Here is a 22,927-nt window from a genome sequence, read left to right on the forward strand (position 1 = left end):
CGCCCTGGGAGAGGGGCGGGTCAGTCGGGATGCGAGATCTCGCGCCCGGCCCAGGTGAAGGCCACCGGCCACAGGCGCTGCTCGCCGGCGTCGAAGGCGCGCCACAGGTCGGCGTAGGTCTCGCCGCTCGCGGGGTGGCGCGCCGTGGGCAGCAGCTCGGCCAGCGGCTGGAGCACGAAGGCGTGCCGGGTGATTTCGTCGCGGGGCAGCATGACCCCGTCGTGCTCGCCGGTGAGCTCGCCCACGGTGAGCAGGTCGACGTCCAGGGTGCGGGGGCTGAACTTGGGGCTGTCGGCACGGCGGCCGTTGGCGAACTCCAGGCGCTTGCACCAGGCCTGCAGCTCGCCCACCGAGGCCTCGCTGTCGAAGGCCGCCACCAGGTTATAGAAGTTGCGCCCATCCTCGAAGCCCACCGGCTCACTCTCGAACACCCGGGAGACCACGAGGCCCTGGAAGTCCGCCGCCAGGGCGTCCAGGCAGACGCGCACATGGCGCTCGCGCTCGATGTTGCTGCCGATGCTTACCGTGACCCGCGCCATCATGTCGTCTCCGGCCGCTGGCCGCGTTCGATCCGTACCCCCACCGCGGCGGCGGCCGCCACGGCGCCGGGCTTGCGCACGCTCAGCCGCAGCCAGGGAATGCCGAACTCGTCGCGCAGTGTCTCGGCCAGGTGCTCGGCGAAGGTCTCCACCAGGGCGAAGGCGTGCGCGGCGGCGAAGGCCTGGATGCGCTCGCTGATGGCGGCGTAGTCCAGCGTCAGGGCGATATCGTCGTCGGCCGCCGCCGGGCGGATGTCGGTGGCCAGCGCCAGGTCGAGCACCAGGCGCTGGGTGATGGTGCGCTCCCAGTCATAGACCCCGATGACGGTGTCGACGGCGAGGGACTCGATCAGCACTAGGTCCATGGCGGCTTCCGGGCGGGTCAGGGAATGGGGCGGGATTGTACGCGAGCCACGCCGCGCCGAACACCTTGGCGGCTGGGCAGCCCGGGGAGGGGCTGTCAGAATGGCCGGGTTCCTGTCGCAGGAGGGTCGGCCGTGGAGGCGCCACTGATCACGCTGCTGCCGCTGGCGCTGCTGGGCTACCTCAGCGGCAGCTGGCTCGGCGCGCTCACCGTCTGCCGGCTGGCTGGCGTCGGCGACCCCCGCCTGGCGGGCTCCTGCAACCCGGGGTTCTCCAACGTGCTGCGCCTACACGGGCGGCGCCTGGCGCTGGCCACCCTGCTGGTGGATGCCGCCAAGGGCATGCCGGTGCTGCTGCTGGCGATCCTGCTGGGAATGCCCCCCTGGGCCCAGGGCCTGGTGGGGCTGGCGGTCCTGCTGGGCCACAGCTACCCGCTCTGGCACCGCTTCCGGGGTGGCAAGGCGGTGGCCAGCGCCTTCGGGGTGATGCTGGTGCTGACGCCGGGGGTGGCGCTGGTATGCGCCGCACTCTGGTCGCTGCTGGCCTGGCGGGTGCGCACCGCCGCGGTGGCCTCGCTGGCCAGCGCCGCCATGGCGCCGCTGGCCAGCCTGTGGCTGGCGCCGGACTTCGTGATCGTGGTGATCGCCTTCACCCTGTTGGTGCTGGGGCGCCATGTGCTCAATATCCAGCGCTTGGGCCGCGGCGACGAGCCACACCTCTAAGCTAGAAGCGCGTCGCTGCGTTCCTGGAAGCTTACGGCTGCCGCAGGGTATCCATCGGCCAGCGCGGTACCGCTTTCATCACGCCCTGCTCGTCGCGCTCGCCGGCCAGCAGCCGCTGCGCCCCCACATAGGCGATCATGGCGCCGTTGTCGGTGCAGAAGCGCCCGCGTGGGTAGTAGGCGCGGGCCGCGCGCCTGGCGCACTCGCGCTCCAGCCGCTCGCGCAGGCGGGTGTTGGCGCTGACCCCGCCGGCCACCACCAGCCGCTTGAGGCCGGTCTGGTCCAGGGCGCGGCGGCACTTGATCACCAGGGTATCCACCACCGCCTCCTCGAAGGCGCGGGCCACGTCGGCGCGCGCCTGGTCGTCCAGGGCGCCTTCGGCCTCCAGCGTGCGGATGGCGGTGAGGGTGTGGGTCTTGAGGCCCGAGAAGCTGAAGTCCAGCCCCGGGCGGTCGGTCATCGGCCGCGGGAAGCGCAGGCGCCCGGGGTCGCCATGCTCGGCCAGGCGTGCCACCTGGGGGCCGCCGGGGTAGTCGAGGCCGAGCATCTTGGCCGCCTTGTCGAAGGCCTCGCCGGCGGCGTCGTCCACCGACTCGCCGAGCAGGGTGTAGCGCCCGAGGGCGCGTACCTCCACCAGCTGGGTATGGCCACCGGAGACCAGCAGGGCCACGAAGGGGAACTCGGGGCGATCCTGCTCCAGCATCGGGGCCAGCAGGTGGCCCTCCATATGGTGGACGCCGAGCACCGGGATCCCCAGGGCGCGGGCCATGCCGTGGGCGGTGGCGGCGCCCACCATCAGCGCGCCCACCAGGCCGGGGCCGGCGGTGTAGGCGATGGCGTCCAGCCCGTGGCGGCCTAGGTCCGCCTCGTCGAGCACCTGCTGGATCAGCGGCAGCAGGCGGCGGGTATGGTCGCGGGAGGCGAGCTCCGGTACCACGCCGCCGTATTCGGCGTGCATGGCGACCTGGCTGTAGAGGGCGTCGGCCAGCAGGCCGCGCTCGGTGTCGAAGAGGGCGACGCCGGTCTCGTCGCAGGAGGTCTCGATGCCCAGTACGCGCATGGTTCGGCTCGGTGGTGAAATCGGGCCGCCATTCTACCCGCCATGGGCGCGGAAAGCATTTGCAAAGGCCCGGTGCGGGGTCTAGACTGTCGTGCGCTGCAAGACTGGGTCGTGCACCCAGGGGCGGCATCCCGCGACCGATTGCCTCGTTTTCCGGCGCGCCACGGCGTTCCGGACGTTATTTCGTCGCGAAACGTGCCACCCGCAGGGGTGTGCGTACTAACCGAACTCTAGTTACCTAAGGTAGGTGAGTGCTTAATGCCTTCTGTCAAAGTACGTGATAACGAGCCGTTTGACGTCGCACTGCGTCGCTTCAAGCGTTCCTGCGAAAAAGCCGGTGTTCTCTCCGAGGTGCGTCGTCGCGAGCACTACGAGAAGCCGACCGCGGAGCGCAAGCGCAAGGCGGCCGCTGCCGTCAAGCGTCACGCCAAGAAGCTCCAGCGTGAGCGCAAGCGTTTCGAACGGCTCTATTGATCCGTACTGGAGACGCCGGGCCCCAGGCCCGTCGATCTCAGGAGGACGCCAAGCGGCCGCCATCCGGTGGCCGCTTGTTTTTTCGGGGTGACGGCCGAGGCCGCCACCCGCTGTGATCGCAGCGCCGATGCCGAGGTGATCCCGCTTCATGGCCGGACAGATTCCCCAGCGCTTCATCGATGACCTGCTGGCCCGCGTCGACGTGGTCGAGGTGGTGGGCGAGCGGGTCAAGCTGAAGAAGGCCGGGCGCAACTATTCGGGCCTGTGTCCCTTCCACCAGGAGAAGAGCCCCTCGTTCACCGTCAGCGCCGACAAGCAGTTCTATCACTGCTTCGGCTGCGGCGCCCACGGCAACGCCCTGCGCTTCCTGATGGAGTACGACAAGCTGCGCTTCCCCGAGGCGGTGGAGCAGCTGGCCGGGCGCCTGGGGCTCGAGGTGCCCCGGGAGGGGGCCGACGACCCGCGTGCCCAGGCCCGCGAGCGCAAGCGCAAGGCGGGGGTCAACCTTCTGGAGCTCTCGGCCAGCTACTTCCGCGAGCGGCTGAAGATGCCCGAGGCGCAGGGGGCGCGCGCCTATCTGGAGGGGCGCGGCCTGGCGCCGGAGGTGATCGACACCTTCGCCATCGGCTACGCCTCGGCGGGCTGGGAGCACCTCAAGCGCCACCTCGGCGAGCGCGGCATTGGCGAGGCGGTGCAGGTGGAGTACGGCCTGCTGGTGCAGCGCGAGGAGAGCGGGCGTACCTACGACCGCTTCCGCGACCGGGTGATGTTCCCGATCCGCGACATCAAGGGGCGCACCATCGGCTTCGGTGGTCGGGTGTTGGGCGATGCCAAGCCCAAGTACCTCAACTCCCCCGAGACCCCGGTGTTCCACAAGGGGCGCGAGCTCTACGGCCTCTACGAGGCCCGCCAGGCGGACCACCGCCTGGAGCGGGTGGTGATCGTCGAGGGCTACATGGACGTGGTGGCCCTGGCCCAGTTCGGCATCCGCAACGCGGTGGCCACCCTGGGCACCGCCACCACGGAGGAGCACCTGTCGCGGCTGTTCCGCCTGGTCAATGAGGTGGTGTTCTGCTTCGACGGCGATCGCGCCGGTCGCCAGGCCGCCCGGCGGGCGCTGGAGACGGTGCTGCCGCTGATGATCGACGGCCGCCAGGCGCGCTTCCTGTTCCTGCCCGAGGGGGAGGACCCGGACACCCTGGTGCGTCGCGAGGGCGCCGAGGCCTTCCAGGATCGCATCACCTGCGCCAGCCCGCTGTCGGAGTTCCTCTTCGACCAGGCGGCGGCGGGGCGCGACCTGGCGCGGCTCGAGGAGCGCGAGCGCTACGCCAGCCAGGTGCTCAAGGCGATCGGCCGGCTGCCCGAAGGGGTGCTGCGCTCGCTGATGCTCAGCGAACTGTCGCGGCGCACCGGCGTGGAGGCGGCCAACTTCTCGGCGCTGTTGGCGAAGGCCGAGGGCGCCCCTGGGGCGGGCGCGCCTTCGGGCGTCGGCCAGCAGAACCGGGAGGCTGGCAGGCCGCGCGAGGCGCCGCCGGGCCCCGGCGAGGCGCGGGGAGCGGCGACAGGCCGCACCGGGGCGCTGGGCCTCGCGGCGCGTGCCCTGCAGCTGTTGGTGCACGAGCCGGCGCTGGTCGAGGGGCTGCCCGAGGAGGATGACTGGTGCCCGGAGGAGGACCCCGACGGGGCCCTGTGCCGCGAGGTGATCCGCCTGCTGCGCGCCGGGGGCTACCGCAGCCCCCAGGTGCTGCTGGCGCACTTCCACGGCACCCCGGAGGGGGAGCGCCTGGCGGCGCTGGCACGGCGTGAGCTGCTGATCCCGCGGACGGCGCGGCGTGCCGAGCTGGAGGGATTGGTGGGGCACTTCCGGCGCCATCGCCGCCGGCGCTCGCCCCAGGAGGAGATCGACGCGCTGCTGGCCAGGGAGAGGGCGGGGGAACGGCTGTCGCGGGAGGAGAAGCAGCGCCTGATGGCGCTGATCACCGAACTGCACCGCTGACCGGGAGGTCAAAACGACAGTTCACATTGGCGCCGAGGTTGATTTCTCTCCTACCATCCCCACATAGGGATGAGCGCTCGGCACCGGCGTAACCTGACAACCTAACACACCTGAATGACCGCGCAAATAGATCGAACTGGCAGAAAGGTGCTTTCTGCCGCTATACTGTTCGGCTTCACGAGTTTTCTCCACCCAGCGCTTCAGGTGCTTCATTCTTCTTCGTCGAGATAGGGTTTCTATGGCTGGAAATGCGCAGCAGCAGTCGCGTCTGAAGGAGTTGATCGCGCGCGGCAAGGAACAGGGCTTCCTGACCTATGCCGAGGTCAACGACCATCTGCCCGAGGATATCGCCGACCCGGATCAGGTGGAAGACATCATCGGCATGATCAACGACATGGGCATCAGCGTCGTCGAGGAAGCCCCCGATGAAGACACCCTGATGATGTCGGATCACTCCACCGACGAGTCGGCGGCCGAGGAGGCCGTGGCGGCGTTGGCCGCCGTGGAGAGCGACGTCGGCCGTACCACCGACCCGGTGCGCATGTACATGCGCGAGATGGGCACGGTCGAGCTGCTGACCCGCGAGGGCGAGATCGAGATCGCCAAGCGCATCGAGGAGGGCACCCGCGAGGTGATGTCGGCGCTGGCCTACCTGCCCGGCGCGGTGGACTCCATCCTCGACGCCTACGACGCCACCCAGGACGAGGAGGCCCCCGGCCGCCTCTCCGACCTCTTCTCCGGCTTCATCGACCCCGACGAGGGCATTCCCGGCGTGGCCGAGGCGGAGGCACCCGAGGAGGAGCCCCAGGCATCGGACGATGACGACGAGGATGGCGAGGCCGAGGAGGAGAGCACCGGCGGTCCCGATCCCGAGGAGGCGCGTGCCCGCTTCGAGCAGATCCGCGAGCAGAACGCCGCCGCCAAGGCCGCCATCGAGGCCCATGGTCGGCACGCCAAGCCTGCCCAGGAGGAGCTCGCGCGCCTGGCCGAGCTGTTCTCGCCGATCAAGCTGGTGCCCAAGCACTTCGAGCGCCTGGTGAACCAGGTGCGCATCAGCGTCGAGCAGGTGCGCGCCCAGGAGAAGGCGGTGATGCAGCTGTGCGTCAAGAAGGCGCGCGTCCCGCGCAAGACCTTCATCAAGGCCTTCCCGGGGCATGAGTCCGATCCCGAGTGGCTCGACGCCTTCGCCGCGGAGCATCCCAAGTACGCCGACCGCCTGTCACCGCTGCGCACCGACATCCAGCGCGCCCAGCGCAAGATCGCCTTCGAGGAGGAGATGGTTCGCCTGCCGGTGCAGGAGATCAAGGAGGTCAACCGCCGCCTCTCCATCGGCGAGGCCAAGGCGCGCCGGGCCAAGAAGGAGATGGTCGAGGCCAACCTGCGCCTGGTGATCTCCATCGCCAAGAAGTACACCAACCGCGGGCTGCAGTTCCTGGACCTGATCCAGGAGGGCAACATCGGCCTGATGAAGGCGGTGGACAAGTTCGAGTACCGCCGCGGCTACAAGTTCTCCACCTACGCCACCTGGTGGATCCGCCAGGCGATCACCCGCTCCATCGCCGACCAGGCGCGCACCATCCGTATCCCGGTGCACATGATCGAGACCATCAACAAGCTCAACCGGGTCTCCCGGCAGATGCTCCAGGAGATGGGCCGCGAGCCCACCCCCGAGGAGCTCGGCGAGCGTCTCGAGATGCCCGAGGACAAGGTGCGCAAGGTGCTCAAGATCGCCAAGGAGCCGATCTCCATGGAGACCCCCATCGGTGACGACGACGACTCGCACCTGGGTGACTTCATCGAGGACGCGACCATGATCCTGCCCATCGACTCCGCCACCGGCGAGGGGCTGATCGAGGCCACCCGCAACGTGCTCGGCGGCCTGACCGCGCGCGAGGCGAAGGTGCTGCGCATGCGTTTCGGCATCGACATGAACACCGACCACACCCTCGAGGAGGTCGGCAAGCAGTTCGACGTCACCCGCGAGCGGATCCGCCAGATCGAGGCCAAGGCTCTGCGCAAGCTGCGCCACCCCAGCCGCTCCGAGCCGCTGCGCTCCTTCCTCGACGAGTAGGGTGCGCCGGCTCCGGCCGGCGCTGGCGCCATGAAGAAGCCCCGACAGGCCAGGCCTGTCGGGGCTTCTTGTGTTGTCGGCGGCCGTGCGCCGGAGGCTCAGCCCGCCTTGCGCGCGAGCGCCCAGCGGCGGGCCAGCAGCAGCAGCTCGATCACCGCGATCAACAGCAGGGCATAGCCGAACAGCTCCACCACCTCCTCGGCGGCGCTCTTGAAATCACGCAGGTAGTGCTCCTGCAGGATGGCGCGCCACATGTCCTGGCGCCCGTAGAGCCGCGAGAAGACGTAGGTGGTGAGGAAGCCCGCGGCGAACAGGCCGAAGGAGAAGCTGTTGGCGTAGGCGGCGAATTCGGCAACGAACCGCCGGCGGCGGCGGATCACCACGGCCAGGATCGGCAGCAGCGTCAGGCTGACCAGTAGCTGCCAGGCGCCATCGAAGACGTGGGTGTCCAGGTGGACGTCCTGCTCGCGGATCAGCGAGGCGACCAGCAGGCCGAACATCAGCAGGGCGACGAGGCGCAGCTCGCGCAGCGCGAGCAGCACGTAGAGCAGCAGGGCCGAGGCGATGGCCAGGAGGGCCGTCTGGGCCAGCTCGGTCAGGCCCCGCTCGGAGAAGTGGTCGGCGGGGAAGTGGAGGGCCTCGAGGTAGACGCCCTGGGCCAGGGCGCCCACCAGCAGGATATAGAGCGTGGCGCGCAGGCAGGTGGCCCCGAAGCCGATCGGCCAGGAGGCGGGAGGAGGAGATGACATGGTGAAGGGTCCGGCTTGACGTGTAAGCGCATCATTTTACCGGGCTTTGTGCGCCGCGGCGAACCCGGGTGGCGACTTGTTTGCAAGCTATTGATATTTCGGGTGTCTACACCATTAGTCGAGTTTGCACCTTGGGCCTATTGCCCCGCCGCGGGCTCTTCTCTAGCTTACGTTAACGTAAAGTGCTGGCGCGATGCCGGCGCCGTCCGAAGCGGATGGCACAACAACGACAACAAGCACCACGGCGGGTCCCACGGGGCCCCGAGAGGACGATCCATGACCCAGGAGTTCATACTGGAGACTCGCGGGTTGACCAAGGAGTTTCGCGGCTTTACCGCCGTGGACGACGTCAACCTGCAGGTTCAGGAGGGGCACATCCATGCCCTGATCGGCCCCAACGGGGCCGGCAAGACCACCGTCTTCAACCTGCTCACCAAGTTCCTGCCGCCGACCCGCGGCGAGATCCGCTATCGCGGCAAGCCCATCACGCGCATGAAGGCCAACGAGATCGCGCGCCTGGGCCTGGTGCGCTCCTTCCAGATCTCCGCGGTGTTCGGCCACATGACCGCGCTGGAGAACGTGCGGGTGGCGCTGCAGCGCAAGCTGGGCACCTCCTTCCACTTCTGGAAGCCCGAGAGCAGCCTCGATCACCTCAACGCGCGCGCCCTGGAGCTGCTCGACCAGGTGGGCCTCGCCGAGTACGCCGACGTGCTCACCGTGGAGATGCCCTACGGCCGCAAGCGCGCCCTGGAGGTCGCCACCACCCTGGCGCTCGAGCCCACGGTGATGCTGCTGGATGAGCCGACCCAGGGCATGGGCGCCGAGGACGTCGACCGCATCGTCGAGCTGATCCGCCGCGTCTCGAAGGGGCGCACCGTGCTGATGGTGGAGCACAACCTCAGCGTGGTCAGCCGGCTGTGCGACCGCATCACCGTGCTGGCCCGCGGCAGCGTGCTGGCCGAGGGCGACTACCAGGCGGTGTCGAAGAATCCCCAGGTGCGCGAGGCCTACATGGGCAGCGACGCGGCCGCGGAAGAGGAGGCCAGCGCATGAGTCAGGCAGCCGAGGCCCTGCGCGAGACCCGCGCGGCCACTCCCCAGCACGACGGCGCCGAGATGCTGCGGGTCAGCGACCTGCACGCCTTCTACGGCGAGTCGCATATCCTCCACGGCGTCGACTTCGACGTGAAGCGTGGCGAGCTGGTGACCCTGCTCGGCCGCAACGGCGCCGGGCGCAGCACCACCCTCAAGGCGATCATGAACATGGTCGGCCGGCGCACCGGCTCGATCATGATCAACGGCAACGAGACCCTCGGCATGAAGCCCCACCGCATCCCGCGGCTGGGCATCGGCTACTGCCCCGAGGAGCGCGGCATCTTCTCGAGCCTCGATGTCGAGGAGAACCTGCTGCTGCCGCCCACGGTGCGCTCCGACGGCATGAGCCTCGACGAGATCTACGCCATGTTCCCGAACCTCTACGAGCGGCGTCGCAGCCAGGGCACGCGGCTCTCCGGCGGCGAGCAGCAGATGCTGGCCATGGCGCGCATCCTGCGTACCGGAGCGCGGCTGCTGCTGCTCGACGAGATCACCGAAGGCCTGGCCCCGGTCATCGTGCAGGCGCTCGGCGAGGTGCTGGTCAAGCTCAAGGAGCATGGCATGACCATCGTGCTGGTGGAGCAGAACTTCCGCTTCGCCGCCCCGCTGGCCGACCGTCACTTCGTGATGGAACACGGTCGCATCATCGAGGAGATCAGTGCCGCCGAGCTGCCCTCGCGGCGTGACCACCTCAACGCCCTGCTGGGGGTGTGACGGCGCGCCCGTCGCCCGGCAGTTTCACCACCGCCAACCGTATCGACAACAACAAACCGCCCCTCTGTGGGCCACGGAGTCAACCATGAGCTTCCATCGCAAGACACTCGCCACCGGTATTGCCCTGGCCACCGCCACCCTGATGGCCAGCGGCGCCCAGGCCCAGATGAGCGACGATGCCGTGCGCATCGGCTACCTCGCCGACATGTCCGGCACCTACCGTGACCTCGCCGGTCCCGGCGGCCTCGCGGCCCTGGAGATGGCCATCGAGGACTTCGGCGGCGAGGTCAACGGCGCCCCCATCGAGGTGTTCAGCGCCGATGACCGCAACAGCGCCGACGTGGGTGCCAACACCGTGCGCGAGTGGTTCGATACCCGCAACGTCGACCTGGTCGCCGGCCTGGTGGCCTCCTCGGTCTCCATCGCCGCCACCAAGGTGATCGAGGAGAACGACGGCCTGGGCATCGTCTCCGGTTCCGCCGCCTCCAGCATCACCAACGAGCACTGCACGCCGAACCACATCCACTGGGTCTATGACACCTACCCGCTGGCCAACGGCACCGCCAAGGCGGTGGTGGAGCAGGGCGGTGATACCTGGTTCATGCTCACCGCCGACTACGCCTTCGGCCACGCCCTGGAGGGCGACGTGACCAAGGTGGTGGAGGAGAACGGCGGCGAGATCGTCGGTGGCGTGCGCCATCCCTTCCCGACCAGCGACTTCTCCTCCTACATCCTCCAGGCCCAGGGCTCCGGGGCCAAGATCGTCGGCCTGGCCAACGCCGGCGCCGATACCGTCAACGCCATCACCACCGCCAGCCAGTTCGGCCTGACCCAGTCCGGCCAGCAGCTCGCCGGCCTGCTGATCTTCCTCAACGACGTCCACTCCATGGGCCTCGAGGCCACCCAGAACCTGCTGCTCACCACCGGCTGGTACTGGGACATGGACGACCAGGCGCGCGAGTGGGCCGACCGCTACTTCGAGCGTGTCGGCACGCGGCCGACCATGGTCCAGGCGGGCATCTACTCCAGCACCATGCACTACCTGGAGACCGTGGCCGAGGCCGGCACCGACGACCCGGAGACCATCCGCGCGGCCATGGCCGAGCGCCCGGTGGAGGACTTCTTCTCGCGCAACGGCCGCATCCGCGAGGATGGCCGCATGGTCCACGACATGTACCTGGCACGGGTGAAGACCCCGGAGGAGTCCACCGGCGAGTGGGACGTCTACGAGATCCTCGCCACCATCCCCGCCGAGGAGGCCTACCGCCCGCTTTCCGAGAGCCAGTGTGACCTGGTCAACAACTGAGCGGATGCGGCATGGCGGCGGCTTCGGCCGCCGCCCCTGACGGGAGGTCCATGACATGACGATGATTTTCGGGGTGCCGTTGATGGTGTTCATGGGCCAGCTGATGCTGGGCCTGATCAACGGTGCCTTCTATGCCCTGCTCAGCCTGGGGCTGGCGGTGATCTTCGGCCTGCTGAAGATCGTCAACTTCGCTCACGGCGCGCAGTACATGCTGGGTGCCTTCGCCGCCCTGTTGGGGCTGCAGTACCTGGGCATCAACTACTGGGTGGCACTGCTGCTGGTGCCGCTGGTGGTGGGCGGCCTGGGTGCGCTGATCGAGCGCTTCATCCTGCGTCGCATCGCCCACCTCGACCATCTCTACGGGCTGCTGCTCACCTTCGGCCTGGCGCTGATCTTCGAGGGCACCCTGATCAACTTCTTCGGCGTCTCGGGCTCCAGCTACCCGACGCCGGCCGCCCTCGAGGGTGGCCATAACCTGGGCTTCATGTTCCTGCCCACCTATCGTGCCTGGGTGCTGGTGGCGGCCCTCGGCGTCTGCCTGGCCACCTGGTTCATCATCGAGCGCACCCGGCTCGGCGCCTACCTGCGCGCCGGCACCGAGAACCCGGCGCTGATGCAGGCCTTCGGGGTCAACGTGCCCCAGCTGATCACCCTGACCTACGGCTTCGGGGTGGCGCTCGCCGCCTTCGCCGGGGTGCTGGCCGCCCCGCTCTATCCGGTGTCACCGACCATGGGCTCGAGCCTGTTGATCGTGGTCTTCGCCGTGGTGGTGATCGGCGGCATGGGCTCGATCCTCGGCGCCATCCTCACCGGTCTTGGCATGGGCCTGATCGAGGGCCTGACCAAGGTGTACTACCCCGAGGCCGCCAACACCGTGATCTTCCTGGTGATGGTGGTGGTCCTGATGCTGCGTCCCGCGGGACTCTTCGGCAAGGAGGCATGACGCCATGTCGGCAACCCAGACCCTGACCCCGGCCATGCAGCGCCGCCGCCAGGCCAAGCTGCGCCGCAACACCCTCTACCTGGTGTTGATCGCCATCGGCCTGGCCGCCCCCTTCGTGGCCTACCCGGTGTTCCTGATGAAGGTGCTGTGCTTCGCGCTGTTCGCCTGTGCCTTCAACCTGCTGCTCGGCTTCGCCGGCCTGCTCTCCTTCGGGCACGCCGCCTTCCTGGCCACCGGCGGCTACTTCACCGGCATCATGCTGGCTAGCTACCCGGGGCTCACCCCGGAGCTCGGCATCCTGATCGGCACCTTCGCCGCGGTGGTGCTGGGGACCCTGTTCGGCGCCCTGGCGATCCGCCGCCAGGGGATCTACTTCGCCATGGTGACCCTGGCGCTGGCGCAGATGATGTTCTTCTTCTTCGTCCAGGCGCCCTTCACCGGCGGCGAGGATGGCCTGCACGGCGTGCCGCGTGGGGCGCTGTTCGGCCTCATCGACCTGAACAGCAACCTCAACATGTACTACTTCGTGTTCGCGGTGTTCCTGATCGGCTTCGCCATCATCCACCGCGCCGTGCACTCGCCCTACGGCCAGGTGCTCAAGGCGATCCGCGAGAACGAGCCGCGGGCGGTGTCGCTGGGCTACAACGTCGACGCCTACAAGCTGCTGGCCTTCGTGCTCTCCGCCGGCCTGGCCGGCCTGGCGGGCGCCACCAAGACGGTGGTCTTCCAGCTCGCCTCGCTCACCGATGCCCACTGGCACATGTCCGGCGAGGTGATCCTGATGACCCTGCTGGGCGGCGTCGGCACCCTGTTCGGCCCGCTGGTGGGGGCCGGGCTGGTGGTCAGCCTGCAGACCCAGCTGGCGCAGTCGCCCCTGGGTAACTGGGTGAGCGTGATCCTCGGCGCCATCTTCGTGATCTGCGTGCTGAGCTTCCGAAGCGGCATCGTCGGCGAGATCCAGAAGATCGTCAGGAAGAACTTCAAGTAGCAGAACGTCACGTAAGGCGCGTCGCGCCATCGTCCACCGAGGCGCCCTGCGGGGCGCCTCGTCGTTGCAGGCCGGGAAGGCGCTCCGGCAGGCGCGCCACCAGGTAGTCCAGGAAGCGGTGCAGCTTGGGGGAGCGCTGGCGGTGGCGGGGGAAGACCGCCCACACTGCGGTGTCGGCGTGGCGGTAGGCATCGAGCACCGAGACCAGGGCGCCGCTGGCCAGGTGCTCCTCGACGTAGTAGTCCGGCAGCTGGGCCAGCCCCAGCCCCTTGAGGGCCGCATCCAGCAGCGCCGGCCCCGAGTTGGCGCGCCAGCCGCCCTCCACGCGCACCTCACGGCGCACCCCGTCCACGGCGAAGCGCCAGTGGTCGCGGCTGCCGATCAGGCAGCGGTGGCGGGAGAGCTCGGCCAGGGCATGGGGCTGGGAGATATGGGTGAAGTAGGCCGGCGCCCCCACCACGTACTCGCGGCGCTCGCACAGGCGTCGGGCCACCAGGCTGGAGTCCTCCAGCCGGCCCATGCGGATCGCCACGTCGAAGCCCTCGTCGATGATGTCCACCCGCCGGTTGGTGAAGTGCAGGCGCACCTCCAGCTGCGGGTGCTCCAGCAGGAAGTCGTTGACCAGCGGGGCGATGTAGCGCTCGCCGAAGGTGGTGGCCGAGGTCAGCGCCAGCCGCCCCTGGGGGCGCTCCTGGAGGTCGCCGATCGCCACCTCGGCCTCGCGGAAGCCGTCGAACAGCTGGCGGCAGTGGCGGTAGTAGAGCGCGCCGGCGTCGGTCAGGTGGATCTGGCGGGTGGTGCGGTAGAGCAGGGCGGTGCCCAGCCGCTGCTCCAGCTGGGCCACCAGCCGGCTGACGTGGGAAGGCGACACGGAGAGTTCCCGCGCCGCGGCGACGAAGGTGCCCAGCCGTACCACCTCGACGAAGGCCTCGATGCGATCCCAGCGCTGCATGCCACCTCCGATGACGATTGTTGCTATGTGGCAATAATGTCGTGCCTTTGGTGCAGTTTATCTCGGATGGCGATCTTGCCTAGACTGTAAACAACAATTTCTACTCTGGCTCTCTTGATACCGTCTCCAGCGAGGGCGCCGGGGGCAGGCCGAAGAGGAGGTCCTACGCCAGGGATGGCGTCGGTAGCGCCCAGGGATGGGTTTACAGCGCCTCCTCGTCGGTCCGGCGCCCCGGGGCCTGCCGCCGGATCAGCCCCGAGCGGTGTCATTCGGTCCAGAGTTCTCATACCAAGCGAGGAGATCGATCATGAAGTCACGCGCCGCCGTCGCTCTGGAAGCGGGCAAGCCCCTGGAACTCGTCGAGATCGACGTCGAAGGCCCCAAGGCCGGCGAGGTGCTGGTGAAGATGGCCGCCACCAGCGTCTGCCACACCGACGCCTACACCCTCTCCGGTGCCGACCCGGAAGGTAACTTCCCGGCGGTGCTGGGCCACGAGGGGGCCGGCGTCGTCCAGGAGGTGGGGGAGGGCGTCACCAGCGTGCGCCCCGGCGATCACGTCATCCCGCTCTATACCGCCGAGTGTGGCCAGTGCAAGTTCTGTCTCTCCGGCAAGACCAACCTGTGCGGTGCCGTCCGTGCCACCCAGGGCAAGGGCGTGATGCCGGATGGCACCAGCCGCTTCTCCCTGGACGGCAGGATGCTGCACCACTACATGGGTACCTCCACCTTCAGCGAGTACACCGTGCTGCCCGAGGTCTCCCTGGCGGTGGTCTCCAGGGAGGCGCCCATGGACAAGATCTGCCTGCTGGGCTGCGGCGTGACCACCGGCATCGGCGCGGTGATGAACACCGCCAAGGTCGAGCCCGGCGCCACCGTCGCCGTGTTCGGCCTGGGCGCCATCGGCCTCGCGGTGATCCAGGGCGCGGTGATGGCCAAGGCGAGCCGCATCATCGCCATCGACGTCAATCCGGAGAAGTTCAAGCTCGCCGAGCAGTTCGGCGCCACCGACTTCGTCAATCCCAAGGAGTACGGCGACCCCATCCAGCAGGTGATCGTCGACCTCACCGATGGCGGCGTCGACTACTCCTTCGAGTGCATCGGCAACGTGAACGTCATGCGTCAGGCGCTGGAGTGCTGTCACAAGGGCTGGGGCGAGTCGATCATCATCGGTGTTGCCGGTGCCGGCGAGGAGATCAGCACCCGTCCGTTCCAGCTGGTGACCGGCCGGGTCTGGAAGGGCTCCGCCTTCGGCGGCGTGAAGGGCCGTACGGAGCTGCCGGGCTACGTGGAGCAGTACATGAACGGCGAGATCAATATCGACGACTTCATCACCCACGACATGCCTTTCGAAAAGATCAACGAGGCCTTCGAGCTGCTGCACAAGGGCGAGAGCATTCGTACCGTGCTGCACTATTGATCGATACGCGCTCGATGCTGCGCGTGATTGATTGGTACGCGCCCGTTACCGCGCGTGGTGATTGATAGGCGTCCGATGCTGAGGCATCGGGCGCCACTTTGTCGATCGGCGGCCGGAAGTTCCCGGCCGACAAGGAGAGTGAATTCATGACCATGACCGAGAACCTCGAACTGGTATCGGCCAACAAGAGCTTCGGCGGCTGGCACAAGCGCTACCGCCATCGCTCCCGGGCGCTGGATTGCGAGATGATCTTCGCCATCTACCTGCCGCCCCAGGCCGAGACCGAGCGGGTGCCGCTGCTGTGGTGGCTCTCCGGGCTCACCTGCACCGACGAGAACTTCATGCAGAAGGCCGGCGCCCAGCGACTCGCCGCGGAACTCGGCATCGCCATCGTCTGCCCGGACACCAGCCCGCGGGGCACCGACCTGCCCGGCGAGCATGACAGCTACGACTTCGGCTCCGGCGCCGGCTTCTACGTCAACGCCACCCGGGAGCCCTGGAAGCGGCACTACCGCATGTACGACTACGTCACCGAGGAACTCCCCTCGGTGGTGCGCCAGCACTTTCCGGTCAACGGCCGCGAGTCGATCAGCGGCCACTCCATGGGCGGCCACGGGGCCCTGGTGATGGCGCTGCGCCGCCCGGGCCACTACCGCTCGGTGTCGGCCTTCGCGCCCATCGTCAATCCCACCGAGTGCCCCTGGGGGCAGAAGGCCTTCTCCGGCTACCTGGGCGAGGATCGTGGCAAGTGGACCCAGTACGACGCCTGCGAGCTGGTGGCCCGCGGCGCCTCCAGCCAGCCGCTGTTCATCGACCAGGGCGAGGCCGACGACTTCCTCGAGGAGCAGCTGCGCCCCGAGCGCCTCGAGGCGGTGTGCGCCGAGCATGACCATCCGCTGACCCTGCGTCGCCAGCCCGGCTACGACCACAGCTACTACTTCATCGCCAGCTTCATCGAGGACCACCTGCGCTACCACGCCGAGCGGCTGCACAGGAAGCGCTGAGCCCCGCGCCTCCCCCCGCTGCCTCCCGGGCCCTATACTGGCCGCAGGCTAACGCGGGCCCGGGATCAGGGCCCACGACGCGGGGAGAGACGCATGCGACGAGGTCGGCGATGATCGCCAGGTGGAGACGACGACTGTGGGGCTGGCTATGGCGGGCGGCACTGGGCTTCGTGGCGCTCTCGGTGCTGCTGGTGCTGCTGTTCCGCCAGGCGCCGGTGTTCGGCTCCATGGTGATGGTGGAGCGCAAGGTGCACGCCTGGGTGGCCGGCGAGCCCCTCGACATCCAGCACCGCTGGCGGCCCTGGGGCGAGCTCTCCGACCATGCCAAGCTGGCGGTGATCGCCGCCGAGGACCAGCGCTTCCTGGAGCACCACGGCTTCGACCTGGTGGAGATCCGCCGCGCCTGGCAGGCGAGCCGCAACGGCGGCCGCCTGCGCGGGGCCAGCACCCTCAGCCAGCAGACCGCCAAGAACCTTTTCCTGTGGACCGGGCGCAGCTGGGTGCGCAAGGGGCTCGAGGCCTGGTTCACCCTGCTGATCGAGGCGCTGTGGCCCAAGCAGCGCATCCTCGAGGTCTACCTCAACATCGCCGAGTGGGATAGCGGCGTGTTCGGCCTGGAGGCCGCGGCACGACACTACTTCGGCGTCTCGGCGGGGCAGCTGAGCGCGGCCCAGGCCAGCCGCCTGGCGGCGATCCTGCCCGACCCGCGGGGACGCGACGCGGCGCGGCCCAGCGCCGCGGTGGCCGAGCGCAGCGCCTGGATCCGTCGGCAGATGAACAACCTGGGCGGCGTCGCCTACCTCGAGCGCTTCTAGGCCCGCCCTCATGACAATAACGACGAGGACGCCATGACCGTGCAGAGCCCCCCCTCCAAGCGTCGCCGCGGCCGCCCGCGTGGCCGCGAGCTGGCGCCGCTGGCGCTGAGCGGGCTGCGCGCCCTGCTCGGCGACGAACGCGCCGACCCGACGCTGCGCCGCCGCGACCGGCTGATCGAGCACCTCCATGCTCTCCAGGACGCCCACGGCCACCTGGCCATGGCCGAGCTGCGGGCGCTGGCCAGCTACATGGGCCTGCCCATGGCGGCCATCTTTGAAACCGCCACCTTCTACGCCCACTTCGACGTGGTCCACGACGACCAGGCGCCACCCCCGGCCCTCACCGTGCGGGTGTGCGACTCGCTCTCCTGCCGCCTGGCCGGTGCCGAGGCGCTGCATGCGCGGCTGGCGGCGGGGGCCGACCCCGCCGAGGTGCGGGTGCTGCGGGCGCCGTGCATGGGACGCTGCGACACCGCGCCGGTGGCGGCGGTACGGCACCACCATGTGCGCTACGCCACCGCCGAGGGGGTCGAGGCGGTGGTGGATACCGGCCACGTGCATCCCGAGGCGATCCTCTGGCAGCGCCTGGCCGACTACCGCGCCGCCGGCGGCTACCGGCTGCTGGCGGCGTGCCGCGAGGGCAGCGTCACCGTCGAGGCCCTCAGCGAGGAGCTCGAGCGCGCCGGGCTGCGCGGCCTGGGTGGCGCCGGCTTCCCCACCTTCCGCAAGTGGCAGGCGGTGCGCGCCGAGCCGGGCCCCCGCTACGCGGTGATCAACGCCGACGAGGGCGAGCCCGGCACCTTCAAGGATCGCTTCTACCTGGAGCGCGAGCCACATCGCTGCCTGGAGGGCGCCCTGGTCGGCGCCTGGTCGGTGGAGGCTCGTGCGCTCTATATCTACCTGCGCGACGAGTACCCCGGCCTGCACCGGGTGCTGGCCGAGGCGATCGCCGAGCTCGAGGCCGCGGGCCTTGCCGAACCGGGCTATATCGTGCTGCGCCGCGGGGCCGGCGCCTATATCTGCGGCGAGGAGTCGGCGCTGATCGAGTCCCTGGAGGGCAAGCCCGGCAAGCCGCGCCACCGCCCGCCCTTCGTCGCCCAGCGCGGCCTCTTCGACCGCCCCACCCTGGTCAACAACGTCGAGACCGCCTACTGGATCCCGCTGATCCACGAGCAGGGCGCCGACAGGTTCGCCGGCCAGGGCCGCCATGGCCGCAAGGGGTTGCGCAGCTTCTCGGTCTCGGGTCGGGTGGCGCGCCCCGGGGTGCATCTGGCCCCGGCCGGCATCACCCTGAACGAGCTGATCGAGGAGCACTGCGGCGGCATGGCCGAGGGGCACCGCCTGCTGGGCTACCTGCCCGGCGGCGCCTCCGGGGGCATCCTGCCGGCCGGCAAGGCGGACATCCCGCTGGACTTCGATACGCTTCAGGAGCACGGCTGCTTCATCGGCTCGGCGGCGGTCATCGTGCTCTCCGACCAGGATGACCTGCGCGAGGTGGCCACCAGCCTGCTGGCCTTCTTCGCCGACGAGTCCTGCGGCCAGTGCACGCCCTGCCGGGTGGGCACCGAGAAGATGCTGACCCTGCTGGAGCGCGAGCACTGGGACGTGGCGATGCTGGAGCGCCTCTCCCGGGTGATGGCGGATGCCTCCATCTGTGGCCTGGGCCAGGCGGCCCCCAACCCGGTGCTGAGCCTGCTGCGCGACTTCCGTGGCGAGCTCGAGGCCCGCCAGCTGATCGCCAGAGGCTAGGGAGACCGACCATGACCCAAGAGACCTTCACCCTGACCCTGGACGGCGTCGAGGTCGACGCCCGTCCCGGCGAGACCCTCTGGCAGGTGGCCCGGCGCGCCGGCGAGACCATTCCCCACCTCTGCTTCAAGGATGCCCCCGGCTACCGCGCCGACGGCAACTGCCGCGCCTGCATGGTGGAGGTCGAGGGCGAGCGGGTGCTGGCGGCGAGCTGCATCCGCGAGGCGGCCCCCGGCATGGTGGTCAAGAGCGCCGACTCCGCGCGGGCGCGGGAGGCGCGGGAAGGCGTCATGGAACTGCTGCTGGCCGACCAGCCGGCGCGCGAGGCGAGCCCCGACCGCTCGAGCCACCTCTGGTCCATGGCCGACCGGCTGGCCATCGACGCCGGCGCGGTACGCGAGCGGCTGCCCGCCCGGGCGGAGCGTGAGGCGCCCACGGTGCACCATGTCGCCGAACGCTCCGCCGCGCTGCCCCATGCCCACGGCCATGACGCCAGCCACTCGGCGATGAGCGTCAACCTGGACGCCTGCATCGAATGCGGCCTCTGTGTGCGCGCCTGCCGCGAGGTGCAGGCCAACGACGTCATCGGCCTGGCGCATCGTGGTGCCGCCGCCAAGGTCGTCTTCGACTTCGACGACCCCATGGGGGAGAGCACCTGCGTGGCCTGCGGCGAGTGCGTCCAGGCCTGTCCCACCGGGGCACTGATGCCCGCCACCCTGATCGACGAGGCGGGTCGAGGCGACTCCGCCGCGGCCGACCGCCGGGTCGACTCCATCTGCCCCTACTGCGGGGTGGGCTGCCAGCTCACCTACCACGTCAAGGACGAGCAGATCCTCTTCGTGGAGGGCCGCAACGGCCCCTCCAACCAGGGGCGGCTGTGCGTCAAGGGGCGCTTCGGCTTCGACTACCCCGGGCATCCGGCGCGCCTCACCCGGCCGCTGATCCGCCGGCCGGGGGTGCCCAAGGGCCTCGATCCCGACTTCGACCCGGCCCGGCCCCTCACCCACTTCCGCGAGGCGAGCTGGGAGGAGGCGCTGGATCTCGCCGCGCGCGGCCTCGTCGAGCTCAAGGCGACCCAGGGCCCCGACGCCCTGGCCGGCTTCGGCAGCGCCAAGTGCTCCAACGAGGAGGCCTGGCTGTTCCAGAAGCTGGTGCGCGTAGGCTTCGGCTCCAACCACGTCGACCACTGCACGCGGCTCTGCCACGCCAGCTCCGTGGCGGCGCTGATGGAGTGCCTGGGCTCCGGGGCGGTCACCGCCTCGTTCATGCAGGCGCTTCAGGCCGAGGTGGTGATCCTCACCGGCTGCAACCCCGCGGTGAACCACCCGGTGGCGGCCACCTACTTCAAGCAGGCGGCGAGAAACGGCACCAAGCTGATCATCCTCGACCCCCGCGGCCAGGCGCTGGACGCCTACGCCTGGCGCAGCCTGCGCTTCTCGCCGGGCGGCGACGTGGCGCTCTTCAACGCCATGCTCAACGTCATCATCGGCGAGGGGCTGTATGACCCGGCCTATATCGATGCCCATACCGAGGGCTTCGCGGCGCTCAAGGCCGGCGTCGTCGACATGACCCCGGAGGCGATGAGCCCGCTGTGCGGCGTGGCCCCCGAGGCCATCCGCGAGGTCGCGCGGGCCTACGCCGGCGCCGAGCGGGCGATGATCTTCTGGGGCATGGGCATCTCCCAGCATGTCCACGGCACCGACAACGCCCGCTGCCTGATCTCGCTGGCGCTGGCCTGCGGCCACACCGGTCGCCCCGGCACCGGCCTGCATCCGCTGCGCGGCCAGAACAACGTCCAGGGCGCCTCCGATGCCGGGCTGATCCCGATGGTGCTGCCCGACTACCAGCCGGTAGGCGACGCCCAGCTGCGCGCCGCCTTCGAGGCGCTGTGGGGCACCGAGCTCGCCCCCGACCCGGGGCTCACCGTGGTGGAGATCATGGACGCCATCCTGGCCGGGCAGATCCGCGGGATGTACATCCTCGGCGAGAACCCGGCGATGTCCGACCCCGACCTGAACCACGCCCGGGCGGCACTCGCGGCCCTGGAGCACCTGGTGGTGCAGGACCTCTTCGTCACCGAGACCGCCCAGTTCGCCGATGTCATCCTGCCCGCCGCCGCCTGGTCCGAGAAGACCGGCACGGTCACCAATACCAACCGCCAGGTGCAGCTGGGCCGCGCGGCGCTGGCGCCCCCGGGGGAGGCGAAGCCCGACTGGTGGATCATCCAGCAGATGGCCCGGCGCTTCGGGCTGGGCTGGGACTATGCCCATCCCCGGGAGGTGTTCGCCGAGATGAAGCGGGGCATGCACTCGCTCGACCACATCACCTGGGAGCGGCTGGAGCGCGAGGGCTCGGTGACCTATCCCTGCCCGGCGGACGATGCCCCGGGCCAGGACGTGGTCTTCGCCGACGCCTTCCCCCGGGCCGGCGGGCGGGCGAGGTTCTCGCCCACCCGGCCGCTGCCGCCGGACGAGCCGGTGGACGCCGCCTATCCCGTGGTGCTCACCACCGGACGTCTGCTCGAGCACTGGCACACCGGGGCCATGACCCGGCGCAGCCGGGTGCTCGACGAACGCGAGCCCGAGGCGGCGGCTTTCCTGGCGCCGGCGGAGCTGGGGCGGCTGGGCGTGGCGCCGGGGGGGGCGGTGCGCATCGCCACCCGGCGCGGCGCCATCACCCTGACGGCCCGGGTCGACCCGGGCATGCCCGAGGGCATGGTGTTCGTGCCCTTCGCCTTCGTTGAAGCGGCGGCCAACCTGCTCACCAACCCGGCGCTGGATCCCGACGGCAAGATTCCGGAGTTCAAGTACGCGGCCTGCCGGCTGTCGCCGGCGTCCTGACCACCAGCACCACCCCGGCGATGGCGATGGCCATGCCGGCGAGCGATATCGGCGGCAGCGCCTCGTCGAACAGCCACCAGGCCTGCAGGGCGGTGACCGGCGGCACCAGGTAGAAGAGGCTCGCCACCCGCGAGGCCTCGCCGCGCCGGATCAGTGCCATCAGCAGAAGGATGGCGCTGATCGACAGCACCAATACCAGCCAGCCCAGGGTCAGGGCGAAGGTGGTGGACCACTCGACCTCGCGGCTCTCGACCAGCAGGGCACCCAGCCCCAGCGCCGCGGCCGCCGCCAGGTACTGCACCACGGTGCCGGAGAGCAGTGGCATGCCGGTGCAGTAGCGCTTCTGGTAGAGGGTGCCGCCGGAGATGCCTAACAGCGCCACCAGCACCGCGCCCAGCGCCCCCAGGCCGAAGCCCTGGAAGAGCGCCTCGCCGGGATCCAGCTTGCCGCCCAGCACCAGCGCCACCCCGATGAGCCCCAGGGCCAACCCCAGCCACTGGCGCGTCGCCAGCCGCTCGCCGAGCAGCGGGCCGGCGAGCCCCGCGGTCAGCAGCGGCTGCAGCCCCACCAGCAGCGAGGCGAGCCCCGCCGGCATGCCCAGGTAGATGCCGTAGAAGACCCCGCCCAGGTAGGCGCCGTGCACCAGCAGGCCGGAGACCGCGATATGCCCCCAGAGCCGCGCTCCCCTTGGCCATTCACCGGAGAGCCAGTGGGCCAGTGGCACCAGCAGCGCCAGGGTCAGCACGAAGCGGATGAACAGGAAGGTGAAGGGCTCAGCGTAGGGCAGGCCGAACTTGGCACCGATGAAGCCGGTGCTCCACAGCGCCACGAACAGCAGCGGCATGGCGGCGAGCCATAGGCGGTGGGGGAGGTGCGGGGTCATGGGGGCATCCTTGCGAGGCAAAGCCCGCATCATGGCCCCCGCGGGGGCGCCTTGCCAACCGGCCAACCGCCGCAGACGTCGGCAGTGGGGTATCGGGTGGCCCGCCGGTGCTCGTGCTTTGGTCGTAGGGCGTGGCGCGAGTGGATAACTGGTCAGACCAGATTTTTTCCATTCTATCCAGCGTCTTGGTGCTCGAGGAGGCACATTGGTCTGGCCAGGTGGCGGTCGGATGCGTTGAAAGGGGGCGT

21 protein-coding genes are annotated in these 22,927 nt (G+C 69.6%); 14 read left to right on the plus strand and 7 right to left on the minus strand.

Annotation, left to right across the window (positions count from 1 at the left end):
- Positions 1 to 20 precede the first annotated feature (20 nt).
- Positions 21 to 539 carry a 2-amino-4-hydroxy-6-hydroxymethyldihydropteridine diphosphokinase gene (gene folK, locus BLP95_RS07290; protein ID WP_031218422.1) on the minus strand — a complete coding sequence of 173 codons (519 nt, stop codon included), beginning with the start codon at positions 537 to 539 and terminating at the stop codon, positions 21 to 23.
- Positions 539 to 904 (minus strand): dihydroneopterin aldolase, encoded by a 366-nt coding sequence (folB, locus tag BLP95_RS07295; protein ID WP_023006693.1) that lies wholly within the window; start codon positions 902 to 904, stop codon positions 539 to 541. Before folB ends, folK begins: the two co-directional genes overlap by 1 nt.
- Before the next feature lie 132 nt (positions 905 to 1,036).
- Here folB and plsY point away from each other — a divergent pair, with 132 nt between their 5' ends.
- Entirely contained in the window at positions 1,037 to 1,624 is a 588-nt protein-coding gene (gene plsY, locus BLP95_RS07300; RefSeq protein WP_425402546.1) for a glycerol-3-phosphate 1-O-acyltransferase PlsY, read from the plus strand.
- Between the two features lie 31 nt (positions 1,625 to 1,655).
- On the opposite strand, the gene tsaD is transcribed toward plsY, so the two are convergent.
- Positions 1,656 to 2,684 (minus strand): tRNA (adenosine(37)-N6)-threonylcarbamoyltransferase complex transferase subunit TsaD, encoded by a 1,029-nt coding sequence (tsaD, locus tag BLP95_RS07305; protein WP_089677785.1) that lies wholly within the window; start codon positions 2,682 to 2,684, stop codon positions 1,656 to 1,658.
- A 258-nt stretch (positions 2,685 to 2,942) separates the two neighbouring features.
- On the opposite strand from tsaD, the gene rpsU reads away from it, so the two are divergent.
- Together rpsU and dnaG are read left to right on the plus strand one after the other, a co-directional pair.
- Positions 2,943 to 3,158 carry a 30S ribosomal protein S21 gene (rpsU, locus tag BLP95_RS07310; RefSeq protein WP_016416934.1) on the plus strand — a complete coding sequence of 72 codons (216 nt, stop codon included), beginning with the start codon at positions 2,943 to 2,945 and terminating at the stop codon, positions 3,156 to 3,158.
- A gap of 148 nt (positions 3,159 to 3,306) precedes the next feature.
- Positions 3,307 to 5,154: a DNA primase gene (dnaG, locus tag BLP95_RS07315; protein ID WP_089677787.1), complete on the plus strand. Its 1,848-nt coding sequence runs from the start codon at positions 3,307 to 3,309 to the stop codon at positions 5,152 to 5,154.
- Between the two features lie 21 nt (positions 5,155 to 5,175).
- On the opposite strand, the gene BLP95_RS16700 is transcribed toward dnaG, so the two are convergent.
- Positions 5,176 to 5,367 (minus strand): hypothetical protein, encoded by a 192-nt coding sequence (locus BLP95_RS16700; RefSeq protein WP_143004411.1) that lies wholly within the window; start codon positions 5,365 to 5,367, stop codon positions 5,176 to 5,178.
- A 25-nt stretch (positions 5,368 to 5,392) separates the two neighbouring features.
- On the opposite strand from BLP95_RS16700, the gene rpoD reads away from it, so the two are divergent.
- Complete coding sequence (gene rpoD, locus BLP95_RS07320; protein ID WP_089677789.1) at positions 5,393 to 7,225, plus strand: RNA polymerase sigma factor RpoD; 1,833 nt, start codon at positions 5,393 to 5,395, stop codon at positions 7,223 to 7,225.
- Positions 7,226 to 7,323: 98 nt separating this feature from the next.
- On the opposite strand, the gene BLP95_RS07325 is transcribed toward rpoD, so the two are convergent.
- On the minus strand, positions 7,324 to 7,974 hold the full coding sequence (locus tag BLP95_RS07325) for a hypothetical protein (RefSeq protein ID WP_089677791.1): 651 nt from the start codon (positions 7,972 to 7,974) through the stop codon (positions 7,324 to 7,326).
- A 276-nt stretch (positions 7,975 to 8,250) separates the two neighbouring features.
- Here BLP95_RS07325 and BLP95_RS07330 point away from each other — a divergent pair, with 276 nt between their 5' ends.
- The 5 genes from BLP95_RS07330 (at position 8,251) to BLP95_RS07350 (ending at position 13,019) form a co-directional block, all read left to right on the plus strand.
- Positions 8,251 to 9,027: an ABC transporter ATP-binding protein gene (locus BLP95_RS07330; RefSeq protein ID WP_089677792.1), complete on the plus strand. Its 777-nt coding sequence runs from the start codon at positions 8,251 to 8,253 to the stop codon at positions 9,025 to 9,027.
- Positions 9,024 to 9,782: an ABC transporter ATP-binding protein gene (locus BLP95_RS07335; RefSeq protein ID WP_425402547.1), complete on the plus strand. Its 759-nt coding sequence runs from the start codon at positions 9,024 to 9,026 to the stop codon at positions 9,780 to 9,782. The genes BLP95_RS07330 and BLP95_RS07335 overlap by 4 nt, the downstream gene beginning before the upstream one ends.
- Before the next feature lie 85 nt (positions 9,783 to 9,867).
- Entirely contained in the window at positions 9,868 to 11,088 is a 1,221-nt protein-coding gene (locus BLP95_RS07340) for an ABC transporter substrate-binding protein (protein ID WP_089677794.1), read from the plus strand.
- Between the two features lie 55 nt (positions 11,089 to 11,143).
- Complete coding sequence (locus BLP95_RS07345) at positions 11,144 to 12,031, plus strand: branched-chain amino acid ABC transporter permease (RefSeq protein WP_089677796.1); 888 nt, start codon at positions 11,144 to 11,146, stop codon at positions 12,029 to 12,031.
- Between the two features lie 4 nt (positions 12,032 to 12,035).
- Positions 12,036 to 13,019, plus strand: a complete 984-nt coding sequence (locus BLP95_RS07350) for a branched-chain amino acid ABC transporter permease (RefSeq protein WP_089677798.1) — start codon at positions 12,036 to 12,038, stop codon at positions 13,017 to 13,019.
- 7 nt (positions 13,020 to 13,026) lie between these two features.
- Here the strand turns inward: BLP95_RS07350 and BLP95_RS07355 are convergent, their stop codons facing one another.
- The gene (locus BLP95_RS07355; RefSeq protein WP_089677800.1) at positions 13,027 to 13,971 is read right to left on the minus strand and encodes a LysR family transcriptional regulator; all 945 of its coding nucleotides are present in this window, start codon (positions 13,969 to 13,971) and stop codon (positions 13,027 to 13,029) included.
- 307 nt (positions 13,972 to 14,278) lie between these two features.
- Between BLP95_RS07355 and BLP95_RS07360 the strand changes: the two genes are divergently transcribed.
- The 5 genes from BLP95_RS07360 to fdhF all read left to right on the plus strand — a co-directional run bounded on the left by BLP95_RS07360 (position 14,279) and on the right by fdhF (position 21,796).
- Positions 14,279 to 15,388 (plus strand): S-(hydroxymethyl)glutathione dehydrogenase/class III alcohol dehydrogenase, encoded by a 1,110-nt coding sequence (locus BLP95_RS07360; protein WP_089677802.1) that lies wholly within the window; start codon positions 14,279 to 14,281, stop codon positions 15,386 to 15,388.
- A 146-nt stretch (positions 15,389 to 15,534) separates the two neighbouring features.
- On the plus strand, positions 15,535 to 16,392 hold the full coding sequence (fghA, locus tag BLP95_RS07365; RefSeq protein WP_089677803.1) for an S-formylglutathione hydrolase: 858 nt from the start codon (positions 15,535 to 15,537) through the stop codon (positions 16,390 to 16,392).
- Between the two features lie 110 nt (positions 16,393 to 16,502).
- Positions 16,503 to 17,207, plus strand: coding sequence for a monofunctional biosynthetic peptidoglycan transglycosylase (gene mtgA / locus BLP95_RS07370; protein ID WP_089677805.1), 705 nt, complete (start codon positions 16,503 to 16,505; stop codon positions 17,205 to 17,207).
- A gap of 33 nt (positions 17,208 to 17,240) precedes the next feature.
- Entirely contained in the window at positions 17,241 to 18,956 is a 1,716-nt protein-coding gene (locus BLP95_RS07375; protein WP_089677807.1) for an NADH-ubiquinone oxidoreductase-F iron-sulfur binding region domain-containing protein, read from the plus strand.
- An 11-nt stretch (positions 18,957 to 18,967) separates the two neighbouring features.
- The gene (fdhF, locus tag BLP95_RS07380) at positions 18,968 to 21,796 is read left to right on the plus strand and encodes a formate dehydrogenase subunit alpha (RefSeq protein ID WP_089677808.1); all 2,829 of its coding nucleotides are present in this window, start codon (positions 18,968 to 18,970) and stop codon (positions 21,794 to 21,796) included.
- On the opposite strand, the gene BLP95_RS07385 is transcribed toward fdhF, so the two are convergent.
- Positions 21,759 to 22,679 (minus strand): DMT family transporter, encoded by a 921-nt coding sequence (locus BLP95_RS07385; RefSeq protein WP_245678707.1) that lies wholly within the window; start codon positions 22,677 to 22,679, stop codon positions 21,759 to 21,761. The two genes, fdhF and BLP95_RS07385, sit on opposite strands and share 38 nt — an antisense overlap.
- Positions 22,680 to 22,927: the final 248 nt, after the last annotated feature.

It is taken from the genome of Halomonas shengliensis (assembly GCF_900104135.1).
In the GTDB taxonomy this organism is placed as follows: domain Bacteria; phylum Pseudomonadota; class Gammaproteobacteria; order Pseudomonadales; family Halomonadaceae; genus Halomonas; species Halomonas shengliensis.

Bases quoted from the DNA above. Each gene is read 5' to 3' on its own strand.
- tsaD (WP_089677785.1), bottom strand. From the start codon at position 2,684: ATGCGCGTACTGGGCATCGAGACCTCCTGCGACGAGACCGGCGTCGCC.
- BLP95_RS07340 (WP_089677794.1), top strand. From the start codon at position 9,868: ATGAGCTTCCATCGCAAGACACTCGCCACCGGTATTGCCCTGGCCACC.
- BLP95_RS07335 (WP_425402547.1), top strand. From the start codon at position 9,024: ATGAGTCAGGCAGCCGAGGCCCTGCGCGAGACCCGCGCGGCCACTCCC.
- folK (WP_031218422.1), bottom strand. From the start codon at position 539: ATGGCGCGGGTCACGGTAAGCATCGGCAGCAACATCGAGCGCGAGCGC.
- BLP95_RS07350 (WP_089677798.1), top strand. From the start codon at position 12,036: ATGTCGGCAACCCAGACCCTGACCCCGGCCATGCAGCGCCGCCGCCAG.
- BLP95_RS16700 (WP_143004411.1), bottom strand. From the start codon at position 5,367: ATGAAGCACCTGAAGCGCTGGGTGGAGAAAACTCGTGAAGCCGAACAG.
- folB (WP_023006693.1), bottom strand. From the start codon at position 904: ATGGACCTAGTGCTGATCGAGTCCCTCGCCGTCGACACCGTCATCGGG.
- BLP95_RS07385 (WP_245678707.1), bottom strand. From the start codon at position 22,679: ATGACCCCGCACCTCCCCCACCGCCTATGGCTCGCCGCCATGCCGCTG.
- dnaG (WP_089677787.1), top strand. From the start codon at position 3,307: ATGGCCGGACAGATTCCCCAGCGCTTCATCGATGACCTGCTGGCCCGC.
- rpoD (WP_089677789.1), top strand. From the start codon at position 5,393: ATGGCTGGAAATGCGCAGCAGCAGTCGCGTCTGAAGGAGTTGATCGCG.
- BLP95_RS07360 (WP_089677802.1), top strand. From the start codon at position 14,279: ATGAAGTCACGCGCCGCCGTCGCTCTGGAAGCGGGCAAGCCCCTGGAA.
- rpsU (WP_016416934.1), top strand. From the start codon at position 2,943: ATGCCTTCTGTCAAAGTACGTGATAACGAGCCGTTTGACGTCGCACTG.
- BLP95_RS07345 (WP_089677796.1), top strand. From the start codon at position 11,144: ATGACGATGATTTTCGGGGTGCCGTTGATGGTGTTCATGGGCCAGCTG.
- fdhF (WP_089677808.1), top strand. From the start codon at position 18,968: ATGACCCAAGAGACCTTCACCCTGACCCTGGACGGCGTCGAGGTCGAC.
- BLP95_RS07375 (WP_089677807.1), top strand. From the start codon at position 17,241: ATGACCGTGCAGAGCCCCCCCTCCAAGCGTCGCCGCGGCCGCCCGCGT.
- BLP95_RS07355 (WP_089677800.1), bottom strand. From the start codon at position 13,971: ATGCAGCGCTGGGATCGCATCGAGGCCTTCGTCGAGGTGGTACGGCTG.
- mtgA (WP_089677805.1), top strand. From the start codon at position 16,503: ATGATCGCCAGGTGGAGACGACGACTGTGGGGCTGGCTATGGCGGGCG.
- BLP95_RS07325 (WP_089677791.1), bottom strand. From the start codon at position 7,974: ATGTCATCTCCTCCTCCCGCCTCCTGGCCGATCGGCTTCGGGGCCACC.
- BLP95_RS07330 (WP_089677792.1), top strand. From the start codon at position 8,251: ATGACCCAGGAGTTCATACTGGAGACTCGCGGGTTGACCAAGGAGTTT.
- fghA (WP_089677803.1), top strand. From the start codon at position 15,535: ATGACCATGACCGAGAACCTCGAACTGGTATCGGCCAACAAGAGCTTC.